The following is a 25,370-nucleotide window of genomic DNA, read 5'->3' as shown; positions in this document are numbered from 1 at the left end:
CGTCGAGGGTGTCGATCTCACCCTCCGCTGCGGTAACCTGACCGAATGTCGACCGGTCGATGGAAATGCTCCACTGTGGAGGGCACGGACCGGCATGAGCAGGGGTGAGACCGGGCAGCTGCGGCTGCTGACCGGTCTCGTCCTGCTTTCTGCCGGAGGTTGTCTCGCGTGGGCCGTTCCCCGGTTGAGCGTCCCGTCGCCGAGTGAGGCGTTCGTCCTCGTCATCGCCGCCGCCCTCGTGGTCGTGGGCGTCGGCTGTTCGGCACCGGTGCGCATCCGCACGCAGATCCGGTTCAACGCGGCCTCGTCCGCGGTGCTGGTGGTGGCCGTCGTGCTCCCGCCGCAGTGGGCGCTGGTCTGCGTCGCCGCGGGCGTCGCCGTCGGCCGAGGCGTCGTGCGCCACCGGGGCGGCTCGCTGCACAAGGCACTGCACAACGGCGGCACGGTCGTGCTCGCGGCCGCCGCGGCGACGGGCGCCGTCTCGGCCGCCGGTGTGCACCCCACGCTGGCGGGCGGCGCGGTCGCGCCGTGGACCACCTACCTGCTGGCGCTGCTCGTCGGCGCGGTCGCCTTCGTCGTGGTGGAGGAGGCGGTGATCGCGACCACGGTCGCGCTGGTCACCGGCCGTTCCATGCAGCAGGTCCTGCGCACCGACGCCGACATCCGGCTCGCGCTCAATCTCGCCTGCCTGGCCATCGCCGTGGCCGCGACCGCGCTCGTCATGCTCGACCTGCGGCTGCTGGTCGCGATCCCGCTGGCCCAGCTCGTGCTCTACCTGGTCTACATGCACCGCCTCCACCTGCGGGCCGAGCGCAGCACCTGGGAGCAGCTCGCCGCCGCCACCGACGCGCTCAACGGGGTCGATCTCACCGGCGTGCTGCACACCGCCGCGCGCGGGGCGGTCGGGCTATTCAACGCCCGGCAGGCCCAGGTCGAGCTCTGGGACGTCGAGCCGTGCCGGCTGGTCCGGGCCGACGCCGACGGCGTGGTGTACGACGGGCCCTCCGGTGCCGCCCCGCCGCCCGCGCCGCTGACCGCGAGCCGCTTCCTCGGCGGGCGCGACGGCAGCGCGGTCGGCGTGCTCCGGCTCGCCCTCCCGGCGACCACCGTCGGGCTCGACGGGCGCGAGGAGAGCACGCTGCGGGCCTACGGCGCCTCGCTCACCACCGCGATCCTCAACGCCCGGGCGTACGCCGAGCTGATCGCCGAGCGCGACCAGCACGCCCGCGACGCCCGCCGCGACCCGCTCACCGGCCTCGCCAACCGGCGCGCCCTGCTCGACCGGCTCGCCGAGGCGCGGGAGAGCACCGGCGGCACGCTCGCGCTCGCGCTGGTCGACCTCAACCGGTTCAAGGAGGTCAACGACACGCTCGGCCACGCCTTCGGCGACAAGCTGCTGGTCGAGGTGGGCGAGCGGCTGGGCGCGGCGGCCACCGACAACGGCGCGGTGGTGGCCCGGCTGGGCGGCGACGAGTTCGCGATCCTGCTCGAGCACCTGCCCGCCCCGGCCACCGCGATCCACCGCGCCCGCCGCATCCTCGACTGCCTTCGCGAGCCGGTCGCCCTCGCCGGCATGCAGGTCACCGTCCAGGCCAGCGCCGGCATCGCGCTCGCCGGTCCGGGCGTGAGCGCGGGCGAGCTGCTGCGCCGCGCCGACGTCGCGATGTACCAGGCGAAGCGGGCCGGTGTCGCCATCGTCGACTACCAGCACGGCCGCGACACCGCCGACCACCGCCAGCTCTCCCTCGGCGGCGAGCTGGCCCGGGCGGTGGCGGGGGGCGAGTTCACCGTCCGCTTCCAGCCGATCGTCGAGCTGGGCAGTGGCGAGGCGATCGCGGCCGAGGCGCTGACCCGCTGGCACCATCCGCGCCACGGCGTGCTGCTGCCCAAGCAGTGGCTGCCGATCGTGGAGCGCTCCGACCTGCTCGGCGCGTTCACCGCGGGCGTGCTCCGGCAGGCGCTGGCCGGTCTCCGCGAGTGGCGCGCCGCCGGCTTCGACCTGGCCGTCGCGCTCAACGTGTCGCCACACAGCCTGCTCGACCCCGCGTTCCCGGCGATGGTGCTCGAGGAGCTGGGGGCCCAGCGCCTCGACCCCGGCTCGCTGGTGCTCGAGCTGGCCGAGACCGCGTCGGTGGGGCAGCTCCAGGCCGTCGACCGCGTGCTCAACAGCCTCCGGGCGGCCGGCGTGCGGCTGGCGCTCGACGACTTCGGCACCGGCCACTCGTCGCTGTCGGTCGTCTCCGAGGTGCCGGTGCACGAGCTGAAGATCGACCGCACCTTCGTGGCCGCCATGCGCACCTCCGCCCAGGCCGCCGCCGCGGTGCGGTCCACTGTGGAGCTCGGCCGCTCGCTGGGGCTCACCGTCGTGGCCGAGGGCGTCGAGACCGCCGACCAGCGGCAGGCGCTGTGGGAGGTGGGCTGCACGGCCGGCCAGGGCCACCTCTTCGGCCGCCCGGTCGACGCCGCCGAGCTGCTCGACGCCCTGCGCGCCGGGGTCGACGGCGTGCGCGGCGCGCTGGCCGCCAGCCTCCACCGCGGCGCCACGGTGATCGCCCTCCGCCACCGCCCGCCCGCCTGACCCGCCTCAGTGCCCTGATCGAGGCGATCCGTTCCAGAGGACAGATTCGGGCTACCGCGATGTCCGCTGCGGTCCAGGCCGCCGCTCCCGCGGCCTCGCCCTCCGCGTCCCCACGACCCGCGGGCCTCACCCTCCGCGCTTCACGATCCCTCCCCGCGGCTGGCCTCTCGACCACCTCGATCGCGCCGGTTTCGAGGGCGGCGGCCAGGTCCGAGAGCAGCGTCATGGGTGGACCGTAGAGTCACCGCGCAGGTAGGACAAGGGGCCGTGGCGGTCGATGTACGCGTCGAGGAGCCGCCGCGCGACCGCGACCGAGTCGACGAGCGGATGCAGCGCGAAGGCCCGCAGCGCCGCCGCCCGCGACCCGCTCGTGGCCGCCTCCAGCACCGCCCGCTCCACCGCCTTTACGGTGGTGACCAGCCCTGCCGCGTGGCCGTCGAGCGGGGCGACCGGCAGCGGGCGGGCACCGGACACGTCGACCGCGCAGGGCACCTCGACCACCGCCTCGGCGTCGAGCGCGGGGAGCGTGGCGCGGTTGCGCACGTTGAGGATGAGCGTGGCCGGCCCGTGCCCGCCGAGCGCCCGCATGAGCGCGAGCGCGACCCCCTCGTAGCCGCCGCCCTCCAGGTCCGCCGCGTCGCGAGCCTCCCGGTACGTCCGCTCGCGGGCCAGGCGGGCCTCCTCCCACGCGGCCAGTGACGGGCCGGCGTAGAACGCCGCCTGCTGCCGCGCGATCTGCGCGCCGCGCGTCTCGCCTCCCGTCCGCGCGTCGGCCGCCGTGGCCTCCGTGGCGCGGGTTTCGGTCGTCCGCGCGGCGGCCAGCGCCTCGCGGGCGAAGTAGTGGTAATGCAGGTACTCGTTGGGGAGCGCGCCGAGCGCGCGCAGCCACTCGCCGCCGAAGAGCCGGCCCTCCTCGAACGAGGCCAGCGCCGCGTCGTCCGCCAGCAGCCGGGGGAGCAGGTCGACCCCACCGGAGTACAGGCCGCGGAGCCAGCCGAGGTGGTTGAGACCGGCGTAGTCGAGGCGCACCGCCGAGGGGTCGACGCCGAGCGCGCGGGCGGCCCGCCGGGCCAGACCGACCGGCGAGTCGCAGATGCCGATCACGCGGTCGCCGAGGTGCGCGGCCATCGCCTCGGTGACCAGGCCGGCGGGGTTGGTGAAGTTGACGACCCAGGCGTCCGGCGCGACCGTGGCGATCCGGCGGGCGAGGTCGACGGCGACGGGGACGGTGCGCAGCCCGTACGCCACGCCGCCGGCGCCCACCGTCTCCTGCCCGAGCACGCCCTCGGCGAGCGCCACGCCCTCGTCGATAGCGCGGCCGGCCAGCCCGCCCACGCGGATCGCGGAGAAGACGAAGTCGGCACCGCGCAGGGCCGCGTCGAGGTCGGTGGTGGCGGTGACGCGGGGGCCCGCTCCGGCCGCCCGCTCGGCGATCACCTGACCGACCGCGGCCAGCCGTCCACTGTCGACATCGTGCAGCACCAGCTCGGTGATCCGGCCGGGACCGCGGTCGGCGAGCAGCGCCGCGTGCACGAGCGGGACCCGGAAGCCGCCTCCGCCGAGGATCGTCAGCCGCGCCATCCGCCGATCGTACCCAGGAGAATTGTGCCCGGTTCGCAGGCGCGCTACGTTCGTGGCGTGGCCCCGGCCGCTCGGCGGGCTCCTCAAGCGCCTGGAGCGCGCGGGTCCGCTCGTCTGTCCACATTGGTGCCGCGCTGGCTCGTCGCGGGGGAGCGCCGGTTGGCGGGCCGCGTGAGTGACCGGGCGAGCTGGCGCGCCGCGCGAGAGCGTGGTGCCGACGAAGGGATGACGCACATGCGCGTGCTCCACACCGCGGTGGCCGCCGCGTGAAGGCGCGGGAGATCCACCTCGCTTCCCGCCCGACCGGTTGGCCGGTGCCGGAGGACTTCCGCCTCGTCGAGGTGCCCGTGCCACCGCTTGAGCCGGGTCAGGTGCTGGTCCGCAACCAGGTGATGTCCGTCGACCCGTACATGCGCGGCCGGATGGACGACGTCAAGTCGTACATGCCGCCGTTCCAGCTCGACGCCCCGCTCGACGGCGCGGCGGTCGGCGAGGTGATCGCCTCCGAGTCGCCAGACCGAGGCGTCGGCGACATCGTCGTGCACAACTTCGGCTGGCGCGACCTCGCGGTGCTGCCCGCACGCCGCACGCGCGTGGTCGACGTATCGGTGGCACCGGCGGAGGCACACCTGGGGCCGCTGGGCGGGCCGGGGCTCACGGCGTACGTCGGGCTGGTCGAGATCGCCCCCATGAAGCCGGGCGAGACGGTCTTCGTCTCCGGCGCGGCCGGCGCGGTGGGCAGCCTGGCCGGGCAGATCGCCAGGCTCCGCGGTGCCGGCCGCGTGGTGGGCAGCGCGGGGTCGCCGGCGAAGGTGGCGTACGCGCGGGAGCTGGGCTTCGACGCCGCCTTCGACTACCACGACGGCCCGATCCGCGACCGACTGCGCGAGGCCGCGCCGGAGGGCATCGACGTGTACTTCGACAACGTCGGCGGCGAGCACCTCGAGGCGGCGATCGGCGCACTCCACGTCCACGGCCGCGTGGCGCTCTGCGGGGCGATCGCACAGTACAACGCGACCGAGCCCACGCCCGCCCCGCGCAACCTCGTGCTCGCGGTCGGCAAGCAGTTGACCCTGCGCGGCTTTATCGTGACCTCGTACGGCCATCTGGCGCCCGCGTTCCAGGCCGAGATGGCGCAGTGGCTCCGCACCGGCGCGATCCGCTACGACACAACCTATGTGGACGGTCTGGCCGAGGCACCGTCCGCCTTCCTCGGCATGCTGCGGGGCGCCAACGTCGGCAAGATGCTCGTCCGGCTGTAGCGCCCGCGTCGTCGCCCGCTGCCGCGGGCGGTGGCCGGTGCGCGCGGCGCCGGCCGAGGCGCCTCACTGACAGGCGGAGCCGTTGACGGCGCAGGCCGAGGGGGAGATGTCGCGGCCCCAGCGCTGGAACTGCACGCGCAGCGCCACCTTGCCCCGGGCGGCGACCGGTGCGCGGCTGGTGAAGACGTAGGTGGTGCCCTGGCGGTCGACCTCGGGCGGGGGTGCGCCGTCGACCCAGAAGGTGTGCAGGCGGCCCACGTCGCGGCCGAACTGGAGGCGGACGGTCCAGCCGCGGGCGGTGGCCGACGGGTTGGTCACCAGGATCTCGCCGATGAAGCCGTCGCGGTAGGTGTCGACCACCCCGTAGCGGCCGGTCAGCGGCGGCGGGGGAGGCGGTGGCGTGGTGCGCGGCCTGGTGGTGGTGCGGCGGACCGTGGGGGTGGGGGAGAGGGGCGGGATGGTGGCCGGGATGAGCGAGGGGGAGGGGGCGCGGGTCGTGGCGGCGACCGGTGGTTGGTAGGCGACCGGTGGGGTCCAGGCGTAGTCGATGGAGGCGCGGGGCGCGGGGCCGGCGCCGGAGCCGCGGGTGACCGCGACCGCCGCGATGATGGTCAAGGCCACGGCCACGCCCAGGGCGGTCGGGGCCCAGAGCAGCAGCACCTCGGATGTGCTCGGGCGGCGCAGGCCACCGCCGGTCGGGGATCCCACCGCGCTGCGCAGGCCGCCGCCGGGCGGTGCCAGCGACCGGCGCGGGCCGCTCGCGTCCGTGGGCGCCGGCCACCCGCGCGGGGCACCGCCGCCGGTGGACGCCGGCGACCTGCGGCGGCCCGGCTTGGGCGGGGACGCGTCGGCCGGCCTCAGGGCATGGCGGCCGGCGTCGCGGGGCGACCGGGGGTCCGGGCGGGTGGGCACTCACTCTCCCTGCGGCGGCACGGCGGAGGGGTCGCCCGTGGAGGGGGACGGGCGGACGGACCGGCGGCGCCGCCGGCGCGCCACAGCGTATCCCGATCGGTCCCAGCCGGGAATCCCCTCGGTTGAAACAATCCATTGACATCGATCAGGATGGAGGGCGCGAGCAGCGTCAAGGCGTCGGTGACCTGCGGCGCCGGCACGGCCGGTGCCTCCTCCACGATCGGACTTACCGGCGCCGCCCCGCGTAGCCTGTCCCGATGGAGGTGTTGTTGCGCGCCGCGACGGCGGCCGACAGCGACTTCTGCTACGCGCTGCACGAGGCCGCGCTCGGCCCGTACGTCACCGCGGTCTGGGGCTGGGACGAGGCGGTGCAGCGCGGCTTCCACGAGCGCGGCTTCGACCCCTCCAAGATCAAGATAATCATGGTGAACGGGCGGGAAGCCGGCCGCCTCGACGTCGAGCGCCGTCCGGACGGGATCTTCCTGGGGCTGATCGAGCTGCTCCCGGCGTACCAGGGGAGGGGCGTCGGCGGGCGTCTGGTGCGCGACCTGATCGCGGAGGCCGCCGCGCGCGGGCAGCCGCTCTCGCTGGAGGTGCTCGTGGTCAACGTCCGCGCGCACGCCCTCTACACGCGCCTCGGATTTCGCGAGACCGGCCGCGACGAGGTCAAGGTGCGGATGCGCATCGAGGTCCACCGTTAGCGGATGGGTCCCGCGCGGCCGCCCGCCGTTCCGTTCCTCGGCCGCGCGAAGCTCGCCAGCGCCGCTTCGCACGGGCACGGAGCGGCGCGACGGACGACGCGCGGGAGGTTTGGGGCTGAGCCGCCGCTCAGCCGGCCTGGTAGCGGTGCCCCGCCCGCGCCGCGAACGTCGCCTGTGGACCGTCGAGGGTCACCGGCACCGGCCGCCCCGTGTCGAGGTCGACGAGGCCGGCGGTGGTGAGCAGCGGGCTGCGTACGGTCAGGCGGCCGGTACCGCCCGCCGTGACCGTGACGCGCGTGGCCGCGCCGCGGCTCCACGTCACGTCCACTGTGGCATTGCCCCGCGCGCGCAGCCCGGTGACCGAGCCGTCGGCCCAGGCGGACGGGAGCGCGGGCAGCACGTCGATGACGCCGGTGTGGCTCTGTAGCAGCATCTCGGCGATGCCGGCGGTGGCGCCGAAGTTGCCGTCGATCTGGAACGGCGGATGCGTGTCCCACAGGTTGGCGAGCGTGCTGCCGGCCAGCAGCTCGCGCAGCAGCGCGTGCGCCCGGTCGCCGTCGCGCAGCCGGGCCCAGAAGTTGACTTTCCAGGCCCTGCTCCAGCCGGTGGCCCCGTCGCCGCGGGCGTCGAGCGACACGCGGGCGGCGGCCGCGTACGCGGGTCTGGACAGCGGCGAGACCTGCCGTCCGGGATGGAGGCAGTACAGGTGGGACACGTGCCGGTGCGTGTCGGCGGGGCTGTCCCAGTCGCCCTTCCACTCCTGGAGCTGGCCCCACGAGCCGACCCGCAGCCCGGGGTCGAGCCGGTCCAGTGTGGACTGCCAACGCGCCCGGTCGCCGGCGTCGACGCCGAGCGTGCCGCTCGCCGCGATCGTGTCGCCCAGCAGCTCCCAGACGATCTGCTGGGACATCGAGGCGCCGGCGGTGAAGTCGCCGTTTTCCGGGGAGTAGCTGGGCGACACCACCAGCGTCCCGTCGCGCGGGTCGGTGTGCAGGCTGGCGCACCAGAAGTCGGCGACCTCCCGCATCGCGGGGTAGGCCCGGTCGCGCAGGAAGGCCGTGTCGCCGGTGAACCGGTAGTGGTCGTACAGGTGCCGGCACAGCCACGCCGCCGCCTCGGGAAACCAGAACGACGTGGGCCAGTCCTGCACGCCGGTGTATCCGAACGGCGTGGTCTCGTCGTGCACGACCCATCCCGGCGCGCCGAACATCGACGCCGCGCTGACCCGGCCCGGCGGACGCAGCCCGTCGATGAAGTCGAACAGCGGCGCGGCCGTCTCGCCGAGGTTGGTCACCTCGGCGGGCCAGTAGTTCATCTGGAGGTTGATGTTGACGTGGTAGTCGGCGGCCCACGGTGGATTGGTGGAGTTGTTCCACACGCCCTGGAGGTTGGCCGGCAGCGAGCCGGCGCGCGACGAGGCGATGAGCAGGTAGCGCCCGTACTGGAAGAAGAGCGCCTCCAGCGCCCGGCCGCCGAGCTTGACCAACTCGTCGGTGGGGACGGCCGGCATCGACTCCGCGATGTCGAGCCGCACGCGGTCGAAGAGCGCGCGGTGGTCGGCGACGTGCTCGGCCCGCAGCGCGTCCCACGACTGGGCCGCGGCCGCGTCGACGGCGGCGGTGACGCGGGCGTGCGGGTCGGCCCCCCGGTAGGTCGGGTACGCCTGCGCGTAGTCGGTGCCGGCGGAGAAGACGACCGTCGCGCTGTCCGCCCCGGAGACGGTGATGCGGTCGCCGCCGCTCGTCAGGCTCCCGCCCTCTGCGACGACCCGGAACTGCGACTCGTACACCATCGCGTTGTCGGCGAGCGTGCCGCGTACGGTGACCCGGTCGCCGCGGACCGTGAGTGTGGCCCCGGCGTGCGGCGAGGTGTGCCGCAGTACGAACGAGACCCGCCCCGCCTCGCTCGCGGTGAACCGGGCGGCGATCACGGCACGGGGATGGCTGGCGATGTACTCCCTCCGGTACGTCACGCCGCCGTGCGCGTAGCTGACCGCCGCGACCGCCTCGGCGATGTCGAGCTCCCGCCGGTACCCCTCCACGGCGGCCGGCGTGCCGGTCATCTCGAGGTGGAGGTCGCCGAAGTTCTGGTAGGCGCCGTAGCCGGCCCGGGGAGCGCCGAGCCGGCCCGCCACAGTGGAGGGTGACACGCGCAGGTCGCGGTCGATCAGCGCCCGCGTCTCGGCGATGGCGGTGGGACGGGGCGCGGTCCAGTCGCCGTTGGCGTACGCCCCGCTGCCCGGGCCGCCGGTCCACAGTGTCTTTTCGTTGTACTGGAGGCGCTCGGCCTGGGCGCCGCCGAAGACGCTCGCGCCCATCGCGCCGTTGCCGATCGGGAGCGACTGCGTCTCCCAGTCGGTGGCCGGCTCGTCGTACCAGAGGGTGAGGGCGGGGTGCGGCACGACCGCGAGCGTAGCCGGGGAGGCGCCCACCCCCATGAGCGCCTCCCAGCGGGACCGGACTACCGGGCGACGGCGCCGGCCAGCTCCACCGAGTGCTCCGGGTCGGGCGGGGTCGGCAGGTGCCGCTCCGGCTGCCCCTCCACATGCAGCTCGGGGAGGATCCGCCCGAGCCAGCGCGGCATCCACCAGTTGGCCCGGCCGAGCAGGTGCATGACCGAGGGGACCAGCAGCATGCGTACCACGGTGGCGTCGACGAAGATCGCGGCGGCCATGCCGACGCCGATCACCTTGAGCACGACGTCGGGGCTCGGCACGAAGGCCGCGAATACCGCGATCATGATGGCCGCGGCGGCCGTGACCACGCGGCCGGTGCCGGCCAGCCCCTCGGTGATCGCCCGGCTGTTGTCACGCGTGCGGTTCCACGCCTCGCGCATCCGGCTGACCAGGAACACCTCGTAGTCCATCGAGAGTCCGAAGAGGACGGCGAACATCAGCACCGGCACGAACGACGGCAGCGGCGTCTCGGTGTCGATGCCGATCAGCCGCCCGGCCCAGCCGCCCTCCAGGACGTAGGCGACCACGCCGTACGCGGCGGCGACCGAGAGCAGGTTCATCGCCGCGGCCTTGGCCGCCACCGCCACGCTGCGGAACGAGGCGAGCAGCAGCACCATCGACAGCGCCACCACGCCGGCGATGAGCAGCGGCAGGCGGCGGGCGATGTTCTCCGTGCTGTCGATGGACGCGGCGGTCACGCCGCCGACCCGCACGACCGCCCCCGAATCCTGGGTCGCGGCCGGGATGGTCTCGTCGCGCAGGCGGTGTACCAGATCCTCGGTCCGCTCGTCCTGCGGCCCGGTGGCCGGGACGACGGTGAGCACCGCGGTGTCGCCGACGGGGTTGAGCTGCGGCGGCGTGACCATCGCGACGCCCGGTGTCGCCGCGACCGCCGCGCGGAGCCCGTCGAGTGCGGCCGTGTCGCCCGGCCGCGACAGCTCCGCGGCCAGCACGAGCGGGCCGTTGGCGCCCGGGCCGAAGCCCTCGGCCTGCAGGTCGTACGCCTGCCGTGTCGACGTCTCCTCCCGGCTGTTGCCCGCGTCCGGGAAGCCGTAGCGGACACCGAGGAACGGCGCGGCGAGCGCGAGCAGGATCGCCACGCCGGCGAGCGCCGCGACCACGCGGTGGCGCTGCACGAGGCGGCTCCAGGCCAGCCAGCCGCGGCTCGGCTCGATGTGGCCGCCGACCGCGACCTCCGCCTCCCGCCGCCGGCCGAGCGGCAGCCGCAGCCGGTCGACGTGCCGGCCAAGGTAGCCGAGCAGGGCGGGGAAGAGCGTGACGCTCGCCGCCATCACCACGAAGACGCCGAGGATCGTGACCACCGCGGCGCCGCGCATGAAGGACAGGCCCATCGCGAACAGGCCGAGCATGCTCACCACGACCGTGCTGCCGGCGACCATCACGGCGCGGCCGGCGGTGTCGAGCGTCGCGACCGTCGCCGCCTCCGGGTCCAGGCCGGCGGCCCGCCACTCGCGGAAGCGGGTGACCATGAGCAGCACGTAGTCGATGCCGATGCCGATGCCCATCATCGTGGCGAGGGCGGTGGACCAGTCGGGCGCGTCGACGGCCAGCAGCGCCAGGCCGGTGAGCGAGCTGCTGACCGCGAGGCCGGCGACGGCGGTGAGGATCGGAAGGCCGGCGGCGACCACCGAGCCGAAGGTGAGCAGCAGGATCACCGCGGCCGCGAGCAGCCCGATGCCCTCCGACCCGATCTCGCCCTGCTCGGCCACCGCGATCGCCTGGCCGCCGAGCGCGACGTCGAGGCCGGGGCGCTCGGCCGCGTCGGCGATCTCCAGAAGCCGCTCGCTCTGCGCGTGCGGCATGTCGTTGGCGTTGGTCACGTCGAGGCGCAGCTGCGCGACGAGCGTGCCGCCGTCGGGCGAGATCCCGCCGGGCGTGGTGAACGGGTCGCCCACGCTCGCCACGTGCGGCACGGTGGCCAGCTCGGCGAGGAGCGCGCCGACGTCCGCCCGCGCCGCCTCGACACCACCGTCGGCCCGCACCACGACCTCGACGACCTCTCCGGACTGGGCCGGGAACCTCTCCTGGAGCAGCTCCTGCGCGGCCTTGGAGTCGGAGCCGGGCGCGGAGTAGTCGGCGGCGAAGTCGCCACCGAAGGCCGCCGAGAGACCGGCGGCGAGCATGAGGGCGGCCAGCCACAGCAGTAAGGTGCGGCCGCGGTTGCGGTAGGCGAGTCGGGCGATCCGGCCCAACGGTCCTGGCTCGTTCATGTCCATTCCCCGAGTGAAGGTATGTCAGTCGCGTTAAGCTCCATAACAAACACGATGGTTCGTCACTTGTCAAGCGTCTTCACGTCTGTAACGATGCTTAACGCAAGGCGTAACATGGAGGGACCAGACGATGAGCCCGAGCCCGCGGACCGCCCCCCGCCGCGAGCGGGCGAGAGCAGCCACGATCGACGAGATCAAGCAGACCGCCCTCGCTCTCATGCGGGAGCGCGGGACGGTGGAGGTGCGCTTCACCGACATCGCCCGCGCGATGGACATGACACCTCCGGCGCTGTACCGGTACTTCGCCGACCGCGACGAGCTGATCAGCGCCCTCATTCAGGACGCCTACGACGCGCTCGGCACCGAGGTCGCCGAGGCCCGCGCCGAGGTGCCGGCGGACGACATCGGCGCCGCCTTCCTGGCCGCCGCGCAGGCGTACCGCCGGTGGGCGCACCGGGAGCCGCAGCAGTTCGCGCTGATCCTGGGCATGCCGCTGCCCGACTACGCGGCGCCGGAGGACGGCCGCACCAGCGAGGCCGCCGGCCGCGCGATGGCCCAGCTGTCGTCACTGTTCATCGAGGCGCGCCAGCGCGGCGAGCTGGCGTCGCCGCGGCTGCGCGAGGTGCACCCGGCGGTCGAGGACTGCGCCAAGCTGAAGCACGGCCACCACTCGATGGTCGAACCGGAGCACTTCCAGGCGATGCTGCACGCGTGGGCGTCGCTGCACGGGTTCACGTCGCTGGAGGCCAACGGCCACTTCGACTGGATGGAGGAGGCCGCCCGCGATGCTCTCTTCGGCGGCCAGATGCGCCTGGTCGCCGAGGTCGCCGGCCTGCCGGTGCCGCCGCCTCTGTAGGCCGCGCGGTACCCGGCGGCTCGGCTTGTGCGCGTCGCTCGCTGGGACGGTGGCCGGGCGAGGGCGGATCAGGTCGGGCTCGGCGCCGCCCGGTGCCGAGGGGCGGGCGGCATCGCGGGAAGGGGCAGCGGGAGGCCGGGGAGGCCGTCCATGCTGGTCGCCACGTGCTCCTTCTTCTCGAAGTAGGCGCTGAGCGAGGCGTCGTCCTCCCGGGCGAACCGCTTGCCGTGCAGGTCGCGGTCCGCCTCGTACGCCATGAACGGCACCGCGTAGCCGCAGGTGTCGCGGATCAGCTCCGCCCGCACGACGATGATCGCGCGCAGCCCGTGCTGGCTTGCGTCGATGTCGGGGAAGCGCGCGACCAGTTCGCCCCACCGCGGGTCGTCGCGGAAGACCGGCTCGCCTCGGCCGTGCACGCGCACGATGTTGGGCGGCCCCTGGAAGGCGCACCACATGAGCGTGATCCGCCCGTTCTCCCGGAGGTGGGCGATGGTCTCCGCGTTGCTGCCGGCGAAGTCGAGGTAGGCCAAGGTCAGCTCGTCCAGGACGGCGAGCGAGCCGCGCAGCCCCTTGGGCGAGAGGTTGAGTGTGCCGTCGCAGGCGAGCGGCGCGGTGGCGGTGAAGAAGATCGGCTGAGCCAGGATGAAGTCGCGCAGCCGCCCGTCGATACGCTCGTGAATCTTCCCCATGATCACAATTATCGCCCGCCGCCGGTGGGCCCGTCGCCGCCGATTCCGCGTGGTGGACTCGCGTCGCGGCCGCCATCGCCGGTCGCCGTCGGACCGGCGCGCCGTCGAGCACCACCTCGCCGGGCGCGGCTGGCGGGCGAGAGGGCCCGTGCCCGGTGGATGCCCATGCCGATCCCGCCCGTCAGACCACCGTGGCCATGGTGGATGGTACTGGCGCGGCCGGGGGCTGCGTCGCCTGTTTGTGCGTCCCACTGGCCCGCCACTCAAGTGCCTCGGGCGTCTCGTGGTACGCCACCAGGTGCTGGCCCGCGATCTCCTGGAGCAGGTCGCGCACCTGGGCGGGGTCGGCATAGAAGAACTCGCGCCGAGTGTTGACCTTGTTGACCCGCTGCTTGTCGAGGGCCGCGTGCAGCCGCGCCTCGAGGCCCACCGCGTCGTGGCTGAAGATGAGCGCGTGCGTGTCGAACTTGAACGGGACTGACGCGTCGCCGAGCTCGCGTACGCGGTCTTCGGGGTCGAGCCGGCGAGTCATTCCGATCTTCACCATGTTGGGCCCGAAGGCGCCGATGTTGGAGATCACGTAGACGTACCCGGTGCGGATGTTGGCCTCCCGCGCCTCGACGCCGGCGATCGCCTCGCCGATCTCCGCGAGCTTCGCCTCCAGGTCGGCCGCGCCGGCCAGGTCGCCCTTGGCCTGGAGCTTCGCCAGCGCGGCCTGGTAGTGCGACTGTTCCTTGGCGAGGCGCGCCTTCTCCCGCTCGAACTCCAGCAGCGCGGCCCGCTCCTCGCGCTGCCGTTCCCGTTCCTCGCGGACGCGCTCCTTCTCCTCCTCGACCTTGGCGCGGTAGTCGGCGGTCAGGGTGATCTCATGAACGCGCAGCCGGTGGTAGTCGGGCCCGATGCGGATGCCCATCGTCTTGCCGAGCCGCGCGATGGTGGTAGCCACCTTGTCCAGCCGCTCGATGGTCGTGTGCACGCGGTGCGGCTGGACCCGGGCCACGCAGTTGTCGGCCTCCGCGTTGTACGCGCGCAGCATCAGCTTCGAATACTGCGCGACCATCTTTCGGCCCTCGGCGACCGACCCGTTGATGGTCCAGCCGGTTGCGGCCTCGACCGCCGTACCGCCCCGCGCCATCGCCTTGATCCGATCGGTCAGGTCGGCGATCTGCGCCTTGTACGCGACCGCGTCGGCGAGCGGATGCTGGTAGCGGTAGATGCCCACCTCCTGTAGCTCGGCTTCGGTCGAGGTGCGGACCAGCTCCGCCCGCACCGTCGCCACCTGCGCCTGCAGCGTGGTGTACTCGGCACGGAGCGCCGCCACCTGTGTTTGGAGGGCGGCCGCCTCGGCGGCCACCGCCGCCGCGTCCATCCCGAGGAGAGCGTTGATTTGGCGGCGCAGCTCCTCGTTCTCCTCCTCGGCGCGCTTTCGACCACCGAAGATCCCACCGAGCCCGCCACTACGCGCCGGCGTGACGGCCAGCGGGGTGACGGCCTGGGGCATCGGCGGTGAGGGCGGGACCGACTCCGCCGGCGGGCGCGGCGCGGTGGCGGCCGGCCGGGGGCCGGGTATAACCGGAACGGTGGCCGCGCCCCGCGCGCCTTCCGGCCCAGCCGGCGGCACCTCGGTAGTCCACCACTGCCAACCCGGCGGCGCGGGCGGCCATGAGGGGTCGGGCTGCCACCCCGCCGGCGGTTTCCAGCCCGGCGGTGGCGTCGGCCAGCCCGGCGGCGAGTTGAACCGTTGCGTGGGCATGGCTGCCCCTCCAAGCGACTACGCTGCGTATTGGGAGGGCTCACTGTAGCGATCCTCGCTTCCTTGGAACTATCACCTGAACGGTGCGGAATGCCGCCGAAAAGCGAGCGCTGTGGCCGATCATCGGAACCGAGAGTGCCGGCATGTCGAGAAACGGTCGGCCGCTCCGACCTCACTCCGGAACTCGTCATCCGACAGAGGAGTGAGACATGGGTACGACCGAGGTGCGGAGGCTTCCCGTGCCGGGCGCGACGCTGCACTACGAGGTGCGCGGCGCCGGGCCGGTGCTGCTGCTGATCTGCGGCGGCGTGTACGACGCGGCCGCGTTCGCGCCGCTGGCCGAGCGGCTCGCTGACCGGTACACGGTGGTGACGTACGACCGGCGGGGAAACTCGCGCAGCCCGCTCGACGGGGCGCCCGGGCCGCAGAGCATCGAGGAGCACGGTGACGACGCGTACCGCGTGCTCGGCGCGGCGGGGGTGAGCGCCACGACGCCCGCATACGTGTTCGGCAACAGCTCGGGCGCGATCATCGGGCTGGAGCTGGCCGCCCGCCATCCGGAGCTCGTGCGGGTACTGGTGGCGCACGAGCCGCCGCTCTTCGAGCTGCTGCCCGAGCGGGACCACTGGCGGGAGGTCCTGCGTGAGGTGGCGGCCGCGTTCCAGGAGGGCGGATCGGCCGCCGCCGGCCAGGTGCTGGGCGCCGCGCTCGCCATGTCCGGCGCACCGACCGACGAGCCGAAGCCCGAAGGCGGCCGCGAGCCGGCCACCGCGACAAAGCCCGAGGGCGGCCGCGAGCCGGCCGCCGTGGCGGAGCCGGAGGGCGACCGCGAGCCGGCCGTCTTCGGGAGCGAGGCCGCCACGGGAGAGGGCCACGGCGGCGGGGGACGGATTCCCGGCGGGAGTGCGGCGCCGGCCGAGCTGGACCCCGAGACCGCGGCCATGCTCGCCCGCTTCGCGGTGAACAACGAGTTCTTCCTGGAGTTCGAGGTGCCGCCGTTCGCCCGGTACGTGCCGGACGCCGCCGCGCTCAAGGGCTCGGCGACCCGGGTCGTGCCGGCCGCTGGCGCCGTCTCGGTGGGGGAGCCGCCGGCCCGCGCGGCGCACGCGGTGGGCGGGCTGCTCGGCGTGCCGACGGCGACGTTCCCCGGTGACCACGGCGGGTTCGGCCTGGCGGTCGAAGACTTCGCCCGCCGGCTCGACGAGGTGATCACGGAGGGCTGACACCGGGCCGGTCCGTGGCGAGTTCCTCATCGTGGAGGGGCAGAAACTCGCCACAGACGCACGCCGAGCCGTCGACCGCCACCGCGAAGGCGGCACGATCGGCCGGCCGCGCCCGCCTGCCGGCACCGGCCGAATCGGACGGTCCGGGCGGGCTGACCGGCCGATCAGCGGGCGCCGAGCCGGGGCATAGGATGCGGCGCCATGGTGCAACGGCGGCGGTGGCGCGTGGTCCGGCGGATCGTCCTCTTCGGACTGGTGGGGCTCACCGCGTTCGCCGTCGTGAGCGGGCTCGTCTCGGTCCGGGCGGTGCGCCGCTCCTTCCCGCGGTACGGCGGGGAGGTTGCCCTGCCCGGCCTCGCCGCCGAGGTGACCGTGTACCGCGACGCGTAAACCGACCGATCATCGACGGCGGCGGTGTGGCCCGCGGCGCCTTCGTGGCGGCGGACACCGGAGGAGGCGGGGGTTGGCTAGCATCTCGACGAGTACACCGAGACCATCAAGATCGCCGGTGGTGGGCCGGTCACCATCACCGTGCGGAGCAGCCGCAACGGCCCGCTCGTCTCGGACGCCTCGGCCGAGCTGCGGAAGGTCGGCGACCGGTACGCGGTGGCGCTGCGCTGGACCGCCCTCGACCCGGGCCGCACGATCGACGCGCTCTTCGCGCTCAACCGGGCCCGCGACTGGGCCACCTTCCGCGCGGCGGCCGCGCTCTTCGACGTGCCCTCGCAGCTGCCGAGCGTGCTCAACCCCGCCCAGGGGTATGTGGTCACGGCCAACCAGTCGGTCGTCGGCAGCGGCTACCCGTACCTGCTCACGCACGACTGGTCGTACGGTTACCGTTCGGACGACCAGATGCTGACCGCGGCGCCGGAGGACGCGGAGGCGGAGCTGACCGACCGGTTGGGCGACGATCCGGCGGCGCGGCGGTGGGGCGATCTGCACACGCTGACGCTGCGCAACCAGAGCTTCGGCGAGTCGGGCGTGGCGCTGGTGGAGTGGCTCTTCAACACCGGCGCCGAGCCCGTCGCCGCCAGTCCCAGGCCGAGCCCGGCGACCGGCAGCGTCCATTGTGAACGCGACCGGCTGGGACGCGGCCGAGTCGTACGAGGCCGACAACGTGCCGTCGATGCGCATGGTCGTGGACCTGTCCAACCTGGACGGCTCGCGGTGGGTCCAGTCGAGCGGCAACTCAGGGCACGCGTTCAGCCGGCACTACGACGACCAGTTCGAGCCGTGGCGGGAGGGGCGGATGCTCCCGATGCGCTGGGACCGCGAGACCATCCGCCGCGAGGCCGAGCACACGCTGCGCCTGACCCCGGCCTAGCGGGCCTTCGCGGGAGACGGATCCGGGCCAAGGACGCCGACATCGAGCGGCGCGCCGCCACGTCCGCGAACGCCGGGCCGCGCGAGGTGACCAGCGTGTGGCCGGTCCGACGAGCCCCGGACCGGCCCGCGCTACCGGGCGTCGGACAACCGGGCGATCGTCGCGGACGCGCGGCGGACCGTGCGGATCGCGCCGGTCGGGATGGCGTCGTCGAGGAAGGCGTACCGGCGGGCGACCTCGGCCTCCGTCGAGTCGGCGTGACCTCGGGCGCCCCGCTCCCGCGCGGCCCGCCACCAGTCGCCGATGTCGCCCCAGCCGGGCGCGGAGAGCGAGCCGCCGAAGTGCTGCACCGAAAGCGCCGCCACCAGGTTGGCGAAGGCGAGCCGGTCGGCAAGCGGCCAGCCGGCGAGCGTACCGGCGATGAAGCCCGCCCCGAAGACGTCGCCGGCGCCGGTGGGGTCGAGCGCGTCGACCGGGATGCCGGGCACCGACGCCTCCTCGCCGGTACCGGCGTCGAGCGCGAGCGCGCCGGCCGGGCCGCAGGTGACCACCGCCACCGGTACGCGGGACGCCAGCTCGCGCAGCGCCCGGTCCGGCGTGTCGGTGTGCGTGTACCGCATCGCCTCGACCGCGTTGGGCAGGAACGCGTGGCAGTTGTCGAGCAGCGCCAGCGACTCCGCCGACCAGCTCCCCGTGGCGTCCCAGCCGGCGTCGGCGAAGACCAGCGTGCCGGCCGCCTGCGCGCGGCGTACCCAGGGCATCGGCTCCTGGCCGAGGCTCGCGTACGCGGTGCGGGCCGCCGGGAGGTCGCCGACCAGGCCGTCGACGGTCGCGGGCGGGGGATGGCCGTGCGTGATCATGCTGCGGTCGCGCTCGTACGCCAGCGACACCGTCACCGGCGAGTGCCAGTCGTCGAAGCGGCGGGAGGCGGAGAGGTCGACGTTCTCCTCGCCGCCGAGGATCTGCCAGCAGAAGTCGCCGTACGCGTCGGAGCTGATCGGCGCGCTGAGCCCGGTGCGCACGCCGAGCCGGCTGGCCGCGACCGCGAGGTTGGCGATGCCGCCGGGGGAGGAGCCCATGCCGTGCGTCCAGACCTCGGTGCCGGGCGCGGGGAGGGCCTCCAGGCCGGTGAAGATGATGTCCAGGTAGACGATGCCGGACACGAAGAGGTCGAGAGGTTCCCCGTCCACAGTGGCCGACATCTGCCGATCATGCCACGGCGGGCTCGTTCAACCGGGGCAGAGTGACCCGGACCAGCAGGCCGCCCCCGTCGCGCGGCGCGGCGGTCACCTCACCGCCGTGGGCACGGGCGACCGACCGCACGATCGACAGCCCCAGCCCGGCGCCCCGGTCGCGGTCGACGCGCTCGGCGCCGTACCGGCGGAACGGCTCGAAGAGCCCGGGGATCTCGTACCGGGGGACCACCGGCCCGGAGTTGGTCACCGTCACCTCGACAAGGCCCTCGGGGACGGTACGGCAGGCGACCCGGACCCAGCCGCCGGCTCCGGTGTTGTGGCGGATGCCGTTCTCGACCAGGTTCTGCACCAGCCGCTCCAGCAGCACCGGGTCGCCGAGCGTGGGCGCCGCCGCGGGCTCGCCGCCGACGCTCACGCCCGCCTCCTCCGCCTCCGGCGACAGGTGCGAGACGGTGTGCGCCACGATGTCCGCGAGGTCGACTGGCGTGCTGTCGATCATCTCGTTGTCGGTGCGGGCGAGCAGCAGCAGCCCGTTGATCAGCCGTTCGTGCCGCAGGTTGATGTCGAGCAGCAGCTCGGTCAGCTCCCGCACCTCGGGGGTGAGCTGGTCGCGGTGCGCGGCGTACTCCAGGACCGCCCGGCTGAGCGTGAGCGGCGTGCGCAGCTCGTGCGACGCGTTCGCCACGAACCGGCGCTGGCCGTCGAAGGACCGGTCCAGCCGCTCCAGCATCGTGTCGAACGTGTCCGCGAGTTCCTTGATCTCGTCGCGCGGCCCGGCCAATGCGATCCGCTCGTGCAGCCCTCGGTCGGCGGCGGGCGCGGCGGCGATGCGGTGCGCGGTCTCGGTGATCCGGTGCAGCGGCTGGAGGGCGCGCCCGGCGAGCAGCCAGCCGAACGCCACCGCCACCGTGGTCACCAGCACCAGCGCCACGACGCTGGTGGTGAGCATGCCGTCCAGCGCCGCGTCGCGCATCCTGGCCGGCAGCTCCGCCGTGTAGAACTGGTCGACCTCCGGCATCGGCTGGTCCCTCGTGCCGGTGCGGGTGAGCAGCTTCATGGTGGTCGGCAGCCGCTGGCCCACGAGCACGTACGTGACCGCCACCAGCACCGCGCCCGCCGCGAAGAGCAGCCCCCCGTAGAGCACGGTCAACCGCGCCCGGATCGTCAGCCGGTTCACCGGATCACGTACCCGTCACCGGGCACCGTCTCCACGACCGGCGGGTCGCCGAGCTTGCGGCGCAGCTTGAGGATGGTGACCCGGACCGCGGCGGTGAACGGGTCGGCGTGCTCGTCCCACACCTTCTCCAGCAGGTGCTCGGCGCTGACCACCGCGCCGTCCGCCCGCATCAGCTCGGCCAAGGTCGCGAACTCCTTCCGGGACAGCGCCACGTACCGCCCGTTCCGGTAGACCTCCCGGCGAGGCAGGTCGAGGGTGATGCCGGCGCGGGCGAGGACCGGCGGGGCGGCCGGGCGGGCCCGCCGGCCGAGGGCCAGCACGCGCGCGGCCAGCTCGGCGAAGGCGAAGGGCTTGGGCAGGTAGTCGTCCGCGCCGAGGGAGAGCCCGGCGACCCGGTCGCCGATCTCGGCCGCGGCGGTGAGCATGAGCACGCGCGTCTCCGCGCCGGAGTCGACCAGCGCGCGGCACACGTCGTCGCCGTGCACCACCGGCAGGTCGCGGTCGAGCACCACGACGTCGTAGTCGTTGACGCCGAGCCGTTCCAGCGCGGCGTCGCCGTCGTACGCGACGTCCACCGCGTGGGCCTCGCCGCGCAGCCAGCGGGCGATCAGGTCGGCGAGCAGCCGCTCGTCCTCGACGACCAGTACACGCATCGCCCAATGATCACCCACGGGCATGTTCGTTCCGCGTTAACGCCGGTGGAAACCGCCGGGTAACGGGGCGGAGCGTTGACTCGCCACCGGTCGCCGGCCGCTGGGGCCGGCCGGACGTGGAGACGCGATGAGACGGACGGCATGGGCGGTCGCGGCGGCGGTACTCGCCCTCGCGCTCGCCGGCTGCGGCGGGGACGGTGGGAGCGACGGCGGCGGGATCGCCTCGGCGGGCGGCACCGCCGGCCCCGCCCCGGGCGCGAGCCCATCGGCCGGCAAGGACAGCTACGAGGCGATGCTCGAGTTCACCGAGTGCATGCGGGGCGAGGGCATCGAGATGGACGACCCGCAGCCCGGCGGCGGCGTGCAGTTGCGCCTGCGCGGCAGCGACCCGGCCAAGGCGGAGGCGGCGATGGCCAAGTGCCGCCACCTCATGCCGAACGGCGGCGAGATGCGGCGGGCCGACCCGGAGCGGATCGAGCAGGCCCGCCAGTACTCCAAGTGCATGCGCGACAACGGCGTGCCCGGCTTCCCCGACCCGGACCCGGAGACCGGCGGCATCATGATGCGGGCCGGGCCCGGCAGCGGCCTCGACCCGGACGACCCGGCGTTCGCGGCAGCCCAGAAGACCTGCGAGAAGCTGCGCCCGGTCCGGCCCGGGGCGGCCGGATGAGCGAGCGGAGCGAGCGAAACATCGGACTCGGCGCGCGTGGAGCCTCATGCCCGCCCGCGAAGCGAGGACGGGCATGAGCGAGGAGACTTTCGCGGCGCCGGAGGGCGCCGCGAAGGCGAGGACGACGCGCCGGCGCCGCCGGGCACTGCTCGCCGCCGGGGTCGCGGTCGCCGCGGCGGTCACGCTCGACGGCGGCAGCGGCGGCACGGCCGGCGGCACCACGCTCCCGCCGGCCACCGCACAGGTCGAGCGCTCGACGCTGGTGGACGCGGAGACGGTGGACGGCACGCTCGGGTACGGCTCCGAGACCACCGTCACGCCCCGCCTGCGCGGCACGGTCACCTGGCTGCCGGCGGCCGGCGCGACGGTCGAGCGGGGGGAGCGGCTCTACAGCGTGGACGACCAGCCGGTCGTGCTGATGCGCGGCGCGCTCCCGCTCTACCGGCCGCTCCGAGACGGCGTCGAGGGCGCGGACGTCAAGCAGTTCGAGCAGAACCTCGCCGCGCTCGGCTACGACGGCTTCACCGTCGACGACGAGTACACCGGCGCCACCGCCGATGCCGTCCGCGAGTGGCAGGAGGACGTCGGCCTGCCGGAGACCGGCACTGTCGAGGTCGGCCGGGTCGCCTACGCGACCGGAGACATCCGGATCCACGACGTGCGCGGCCAGGTCGGCGACGCCGCCGGCGCCCAGGCGGTGCTCTCCTTCACGGGTACGACCCGAGTGGTGACCGTCGACCTCGAGGTGGACCAGCAGCGGCTGGCGACCCGGGGCGCGGCGGTGGGCGTCCAGCTCCCCGACGGCCGTACCGCCCAGGGCGAGATCTCCGCCGTGGAGACCGTCATCGACCTGGGGAGCGCGGGCGGTGCCGGCCAGGAGCAGGAGCCGGAGACCAAGCTGGAGGTGACCGTGGCGCTCGACGACCAGAAGGCGCTCGGCACGCTCGACCAGGCCACGGTCGACGTCTCGTTCACGGTCGAGAAGCGGGAGGGCGTGCTGAGCGTCCCGGTCGCCGCCCTGCTCGCGCTCGCCGAGGGCGGCTACGGCGTGCAGGTGGTCGAGGGCACCGCCACGCGGATCGTGCCGGTGGAGATCGGGCTCTTCTCCGGCGGCCGGGTCGAGGTCTCCGGCGAGGGGCTCGCCGAGGGCATGACCGTGGGGGTAGCCGCGTGACTGGTCACGTTCTGGAGCTGGACGGCGTCACCAAGTCGTACCCGGGCGGCGTCGCGGCCGTGCGCGGCGTCTCGCTGGCCGTCTCGCGCGGCGAGATGGTGGCGATCGTCGGCCCCTCGGGCTCCGGCAAGTCGACGATGCTGCACCTGATCGGCACGCTCGACCGCCCGACCACGGGGACGGTCCGGGTCGACGGGTACGACGTCGCCCGCCTCTCCGACCGGGAGCTGTCCGCGCTGCGGGCGACCCGGATCGGCTTCGTGTTCCAGCAGTTCCACCTCGCCGCCGGGGTACGCGCGGTGGACAACGTCGCCGACGGCCTGCTCTACGCCGGGGTCGCCCGTCGCGAGCGGCGCCAGCGGGCCGCGGCGGCGCTGGAGCGGGTCGGGCTGGGGCACCGGCTCGACCACCGGCCGCACGAGATGTCCGGCGGCGAGCGGCAGCGGGTCGCGATCGCCCGCGCGGTGGTGGGGGAGCCGGCGCTGCTGCTCGCCGACGAGCCCACCGGCAATCTGGACACCGCCTCGGGCACCGCGGTGATGGCGCTGCTCCGCGAGCTGCACGCGGCCGGTACGACCATCGTGGTGATCACGCACGACCTGGAGATCGCGGCGAGCCTGCCGCGCCAGGTGCGGATGCGCGACGGCCGGGTCGAGGCGGCGGTGCCGGTATGAGCACGCACCGCTTGGCGCCCGCGCGCATGCGGGCGTCGGATGTCCTGCTCGTCGGTGGCGCGGGGCTGCGGACGCGGCCGCTGCGCGCGTTCCTCTCCGCGCTGGGCATCGCGATCGGCATCGCCGCGATGGTGGCGGTCGTGGGCATCTCCACCTCCAGCCGGGCCGACCTCCAGGAGACGCTGGACCGGCTCGGCACCAACCTGCTCACCGCCGGCCCGGGCAACGACATCTTCGGCGACGCCGCGACCCTGCCGGTGGAGTCGGTCGACATGATCGGGCGGATCGGGCCGGTCACGGCGGTCTCCGCGGTGGGCAAGGTGCCGGACGCCAAGGTGTACCGCTCCGACCGCATCCCCGAGATCGAGACGAACGGCCTGCTCTGCCTCGCCGCCCGCCTCGACCTCCTGACCACGGTGAGCGCCACGGTGGCGAGCGGTACGTGGCTCAACGAGGCCACCGCGCGCTACCCCGCCGTGGTGCTCGGCAGCGCCGCCGCGGCCCGGCTCGGGATCGGCGCGGCGGGGCAGGACGTGCGCGTGTACGTGGGCGGCGAGTGGTTCACCGTCGTCGGCGTACTCGACCCGGCCCCGCTGGCGCCGGAGCTGGACTCGGCCGCGCTGGTCGGCTGGGCCGCGGCGGAGTCCTATCTGGACTTCGACGGGCATCCGACCACCGTGTACACGCGGGCGCGGGAGGCGTACGTGCCGGCGGTGCGGGACGTGCTCGCCGCCACCGCCAACCCCGAGGCGCCGAGCGAGGTGGACGTCTCCCGGCCGTCCGACGCGCTCGCCGCCAAGCAGGCCGCCGACCGGGCGTTCACCGGCCTGCTGCTGGGGCTCGGCGCGGTCGCGCTGCTGGTCGGCGGCGTCGGGGTCGCCAACACGATGGTGATCTCGGTGCTCGAACGCCGCGCGGAGATCGGCCTGCGCCGCTCGCTCGGCGCGACCCGGGGGCAGGTGCGGAGCCAGTTCCTCGCCGAGTCGCTGCTGCTCTCCGCGCTGGGCGGCGCGGGCGGCGTGGTGATCGGCATGGCGGTGACCACGGGGTACGCCGCCACGCGGGACTGGCCCCCGGTGGTGCCGCCCTGGGCGGCGGTCGGCGGGGTCGGCGCGACGCTGGTGATCGGCGCGATCGCCGGACTGTACCCGGCGATCCGGGCCGCCCGCCTCGCCCCGACCGAGGCGCTCGCCACGCCCTGACCCCGGCCCTGGTCTCGCGCCCGTACCGTGGGGCGGGCGCGAGATCCGGCGCCCGGACGCGTCATCTTCTCGCGTCTCGGGCGTTGGAGGGGTTGGGGAGGGGGACGCTGATGGACGGTACGGGGAGGCGACCACCGGCTTCGGTCGAGGACCAGCGGGCCTGCTCGCTGCGCCGGCACCGCACGCCGGCCGGCGCGGTGCGGGACGGTTGGCGGGCGGCGGCCGAGCGGAGCGGCGTGGCCAGCCCTGACGAGTGGTGGCATCCGGCGGTCGAGGCGCTCGCGCGGGCGGTCGCGCGCCGCCAGGACGTGCGCCCCGCGGGCACGCACCTCGGCCACGCCCGGGCCCGCTCCGGCTGGGGGATCCGGCGCACGGTCGACGACATCTTCGCGCTGTACCGGCAGATGCCCCTCGCCGGTCCGCCGTCCCGCCTGGTCCGCGCGGTGGTCGAGGCGTGGGCCGAGGTGGTGCTCGCGCCGACCGACGTGACCCTCTGCGGCGACCCCCGCCGCGGCTCGGTGACCGCGGGCTACCTCGCCTCGCTGCTCGGCGGCGTCTACCAGCTCGGCGGCGAGGACGGCCCGCCGCTCTCCGACGAGTTCATCGTGCTGGTGGTCGACGTGCCCGCCCCGATCGGCGGCACCGGCTGGGAGCCGGTCACGCTGCTGCTGGAGCTGGGGCCCGCGCTGCTGCCGGTGCTGCCGGCGCACGCGCTGCTGGTGACCTTCTCACCGGGCCGGGTCGGCACGCTCGTCCGCCGCACGCCCGAGCTGCCGGCCGTGGTCGCCGAGCTGACCGCCCAGCTCCCCGACGGCGACGCGTCCGCCAGCGTCGTACTGACCGCGGAGATCCCCCAGGACGTCCCGGCCGCCCACCGCCTACTCGACCGCGTCGCCACCGTGTAGAGAGTTTCGGTGCCGAGGTCTGAGTGGATCGCGCGGCGTCCGGACCGCCCACCGGGCTGGGCAGTCTCTGGATCGAGACGGGTTATGGCTGCTATGACGCCATAGGTCGTCTAACTCGAAAATCGACGGTGACCGGACGCGGGGCAGCGTCCCG

Annotated in this window: 20 protein-coding genes and 1 pseudogene; 12 read left to right on the top strand and 9 right to left on the bottom strand. The window is 74.4% G+C overall.

The window, feature by feature from the left end:
• The first annotated feature begins 94 nt into the window (after positions 1 to 94).
• Positions 95 to 2,578, top strand: a complete 2,484-nt coding sequence (locus ACFFIA_RS17480) for a putative bifunctional diguanylate cyclase/phosphodiesterase (protein ID WP_377252210.1) — start codon at positions 95 to 97, stop codon at positions 2,576 to 2,578.
• Between the two features lie 222 nt (positions 2,579 to 2,800).
• Here ACFFIA_RS17480 and ACFFIA_RS17475 read toward each other — a convergent pair whose 3' ends face one another.
• The gene (locus ACFFIA_RS17475) at positions 2,801 to 4,159 is read right to left on the bottom strand and encodes a 6-phospho-beta-glucosidase (protein ID WP_377252208.1); all 1,359 of its coding nucleotides are present in this window, start codon (positions 4,157 to 4,159) and stop codon (positions 2,801 to 2,803) included.
• Between the two features lie 266 nt (positions 4,160 to 4,425).
• Here ACFFIA_RS17475 and ACFFIA_RS17470 point away from each other — a divergent pair, with 266 nt between their 5' ends.
• On the top strand, positions 4,426 to 5,421 hold the full coding sequence (locus ACFFIA_RS17470; protein WP_377252206.1) for an NADP-dependent oxidoreductase: 996 nt from the start codon (positions 4,426 to 4,428) through the stop codon (positions 5,419 to 5,421).
• Between the two features lie 63 nt (positions 5,422 to 5,484).
• On the opposite strand, the gene ACFFIA_RS17465 is transcribed toward ACFFIA_RS17470, so the two are convergent.
• Entirely contained in the window at positions 5,485 to 6,333 is an 849-nt protein-coding gene (locus ACFFIA_RS17465; protein ID WP_377252204.1) for a hypothetical protein, read from the bottom strand.
• Between the two features lie 257 nt (positions 6,334 to 6,590).
• Here ACFFIA_RS17465 and ACFFIA_RS17460 point away from each other — a divergent pair, with 257 nt between their 5' ends.
• On the top strand, positions 6,591 to 7,034 hold the full coding sequence (locus ACFFIA_RS17460) for a GNAT family N-acetyltransferase (RefSeq protein WP_377252202.1): 444 nt from the start codon (positions 6,591 to 6,593) through the stop codon (positions 7,032 to 7,034).
• A gap of 127 nt (positions 7,035 to 7,161) precedes the next feature.
• On the opposite strand, the gene ACFFIA_RS17455 is transcribed toward ACFFIA_RS17460, so the two are convergent.
• Both ACFFIA_RS17455 and ACFFIA_RS17450 read right to left on the bottom strand, forming a co-directional pair.
• Positions 7,162 to 9,435: a glycoside hydrolase family 95 protein gene (locus tag ACFFIA_RS17455; protein ID WP_377252200.1), complete on the bottom strand. Its 2,274-nt coding sequence runs from the start codon at positions 9,433 to 9,435 to the stop codon at positions 7,162 to 7,164.
• Between the two features lie 59 nt (positions 9,436 to 9,494).
• Entirely contained in the window at positions 9,495 to 11,720 is a 2,226-nt protein-coding gene (locus ACFFIA_RS17450) for an MMPL family transporter (RefSeq protein ID WP_377252198.1), read from the bottom strand.
• Positions 11,721 to 11,850: 130 nt separating this feature from the next.
• On the opposite strand from ACFFIA_RS17450, the gene ACFFIA_RS17445 reads away from it, so the two are divergent.
• Positions 11,851 to 12,576 carry a TetR/AcrR family transcriptional regulator gene (locus ACFFIA_RS17445; RefSeq protein WP_377252196.1) on the top strand — a complete coding sequence of 242 codons (726 nt, stop codon included), beginning with the start codon at positions 11,851 to 11,853 and terminating at the stop codon, positions 12,574 to 12,576.
• A gap of 68 nt (positions 12,577 to 12,644) precedes the next feature.
• Here the strand turns inward: ACFFIA_RS17445 and ACFFIA_RS17440 are convergent, their stop codons facing one another.
• Together ACFFIA_RS17440 and ACFFIA_RS17435 are read right to left on the bottom strand one after the other, a co-directional pair.
• On the bottom strand, positions 12,645 to 13,265 hold the full coding sequence (locus ACFFIA_RS17440; protein WP_377252194.1) for a pyridoxamine 5'-phosphate oxidase family protein: 621 nt from the start codon (positions 13,263 to 13,265) through the stop codon (positions 12,645 to 12,647).
• Between the two features lie 181 nt (positions 13,266 to 13,446).
• Positions 13,447 to 14,766: an SNIPE associated domain-containing protein gene (locus tag ACFFIA_RS17435; protein WP_377252192.1), complete on the bottom strand. Its 1,320-nt coding sequence runs from the start codon at positions 14,764 to 14,766 to the stop codon at positions 13,447 to 13,449.
• 461 nt (positions 14,767 to 15,227) lie between these two features.
• Between ACFFIA_RS17435 and ACFFIA_RS17430 the strand changes: the two genes are divergently transcribed.
• From ACFFIA_RS17430 to ACFFIA_RS17420, 3 genes and pseudogenes are all read left to right on the top strand, one after another.
• Entirely contained in the window at positions 15,228 to 16,241 is a 1,014-nt protein-coding gene (locus ACFFIA_RS17430) for an alpha/beta fold hydrolase (RefSeq protein ID WP_377252190.1), read from the top strand.
• Between the two features lie 201 nt (positions 16,242 to 16,442).
• Entirely contained in the window at positions 16,443 to 16,631 is a 189-nt protein-coding gene (locus ACFFIA_RS17425; protein ID WP_377252188.1) for a hypothetical protein, read from the top strand.
• 84 nt (positions 16,632 to 16,715) lie between these two features.
• Positions 16,716 to 17,565: pseudogene (locus ACFFIA_RS17420) on the top strand (penicillin acylase family protein); the annotation flags it as partial.
• 131 nt (positions 17,566 to 17,696) lie between these two features.
• On the opposite strand, the gene ACFFIA_RS17415 reads toward ACFFIA_RS17420, so the two are convergent.
• The 3 genes from ACFFIA_RS17415 to ACFFIA_RS17405 are packed head-to-tail and all read right to left on the bottom strand — an operon-like array spanning position 17,697 to position 20,591.
• On the bottom strand, positions 17,697 to 18,767 hold the full coding sequence (locus ACFFIA_RS17415; RefSeq protein ID WP_377252186.1) for a PfkB family carbohydrate kinase: 1,071 nt from the start codon (positions 18,765 to 18,767) through the stop codon (positions 17,697 to 17,699).
• A 7-nt stretch (positions 18,768 to 18,774) separates the two neighbouring features.
• Positions 18,775 to 19,938, bottom strand: a complete 1,164-nt coding sequence (locus tag ACFFIA_RS17410) for a sensor histidine kinase (protein ID WP_377252184.1) — start codon at positions 19,936 to 19,938, stop codon at positions 18,775 to 18,777.
• Complete coding sequence (locus ACFFIA_RS17405) at positions 19,935 to 20,591, bottom strand: response regulator transcription factor (RefSeq protein WP_377252182.1); 657 nt, start codon at positions 20,589 to 20,591, stop codon at positions 19,935 to 19,937. The genes ACFFIA_RS17410 and ACFFIA_RS17405 overlap by 4 nt, the downstream gene beginning before the upstream one ends.
• 127 nt (positions 20,592 to 20,718) lie before the next feature.
• On the opposite strand from ACFFIA_RS17405, the gene ACFFIA_RS17400 reads away from it, so the two are divergent.
• The 5 genes from ACFFIA_RS17400 (at position 20,719) to ACFFIA_RS17380 (ending at position 25,216) form a co-directional block, all read left to right on the top strand.
• Positions 20,719 to 21,261: a hypothetical protein gene (locus tag ACFFIA_RS17400; RefSeq protein ID WP_377252180.1), complete on the top strand. Its 543-nt coding sequence runs from the start codon at positions 20,719 to 20,721 to the stop codon at positions 21,259 to 21,261.
• A gap of 73 nt (positions 21,262 to 21,334) precedes the next feature.
• On the top strand, positions 21,335 to 22,435 hold the full coding sequence (locus ACFFIA_RS17395; RefSeq protein ID WP_377252178.1) for a peptidoglycan-binding protein: 1,101 nt from the start codon (positions 21,335 to 21,337) through the stop codon (positions 22,433 to 22,435).
• A complete protein-coding gene (locus tag ACFFIA_RS17390; protein WP_377252176.1) occupies positions 22,432 to 23,109 on the top strand; it encodes an ABC transporter ATP-binding protein in 678 nt (225 codons plus the stop codon). The genes ACFFIA_RS17395 and ACFFIA_RS17390 overlap by 4 nt, the downstream gene beginning before the upstream one ends.
• A complete protein-coding gene (locus tag ACFFIA_RS17385; protein ID WP_377252174.1) occupies positions 23,106 to 24,311 on the top strand; it encodes an ABC transporter permease in 1,206 nt (401 codons plus the stop codon). The genes ACFFIA_RS17390 and ACFFIA_RS17385 overlap by 4 nt, the downstream gene beginning before the upstream one ends.
• Positions 24,312 to 24,421: 110 nt before the next feature.
• Entirely contained in the window at positions 24,422 to 25,216 is a 795-nt protein-coding gene (locus tag ACFFIA_RS17380; protein WP_377252172.1) for a hypothetical protein, read from the top strand.
• Positions 25,217 to 25,370 lie beyond the last annotated feature (154 nt).

The sequence above is a fragment of the Phytohabitans kaempferiae genome (genome assembly GCF_042433955.1).
Classification (GTDB): domain Bacteria; phylum Actinomycetota; class Actinomycetes; order Mycobacteriales; family Micromonosporaceae; genus Phytohabitans; species Phytohabitans kaempferiae.
Note: the sequence above shows the minus strand (reverse complement) of the source record. Positions and strands in the feature narration are given on the sequence as shown.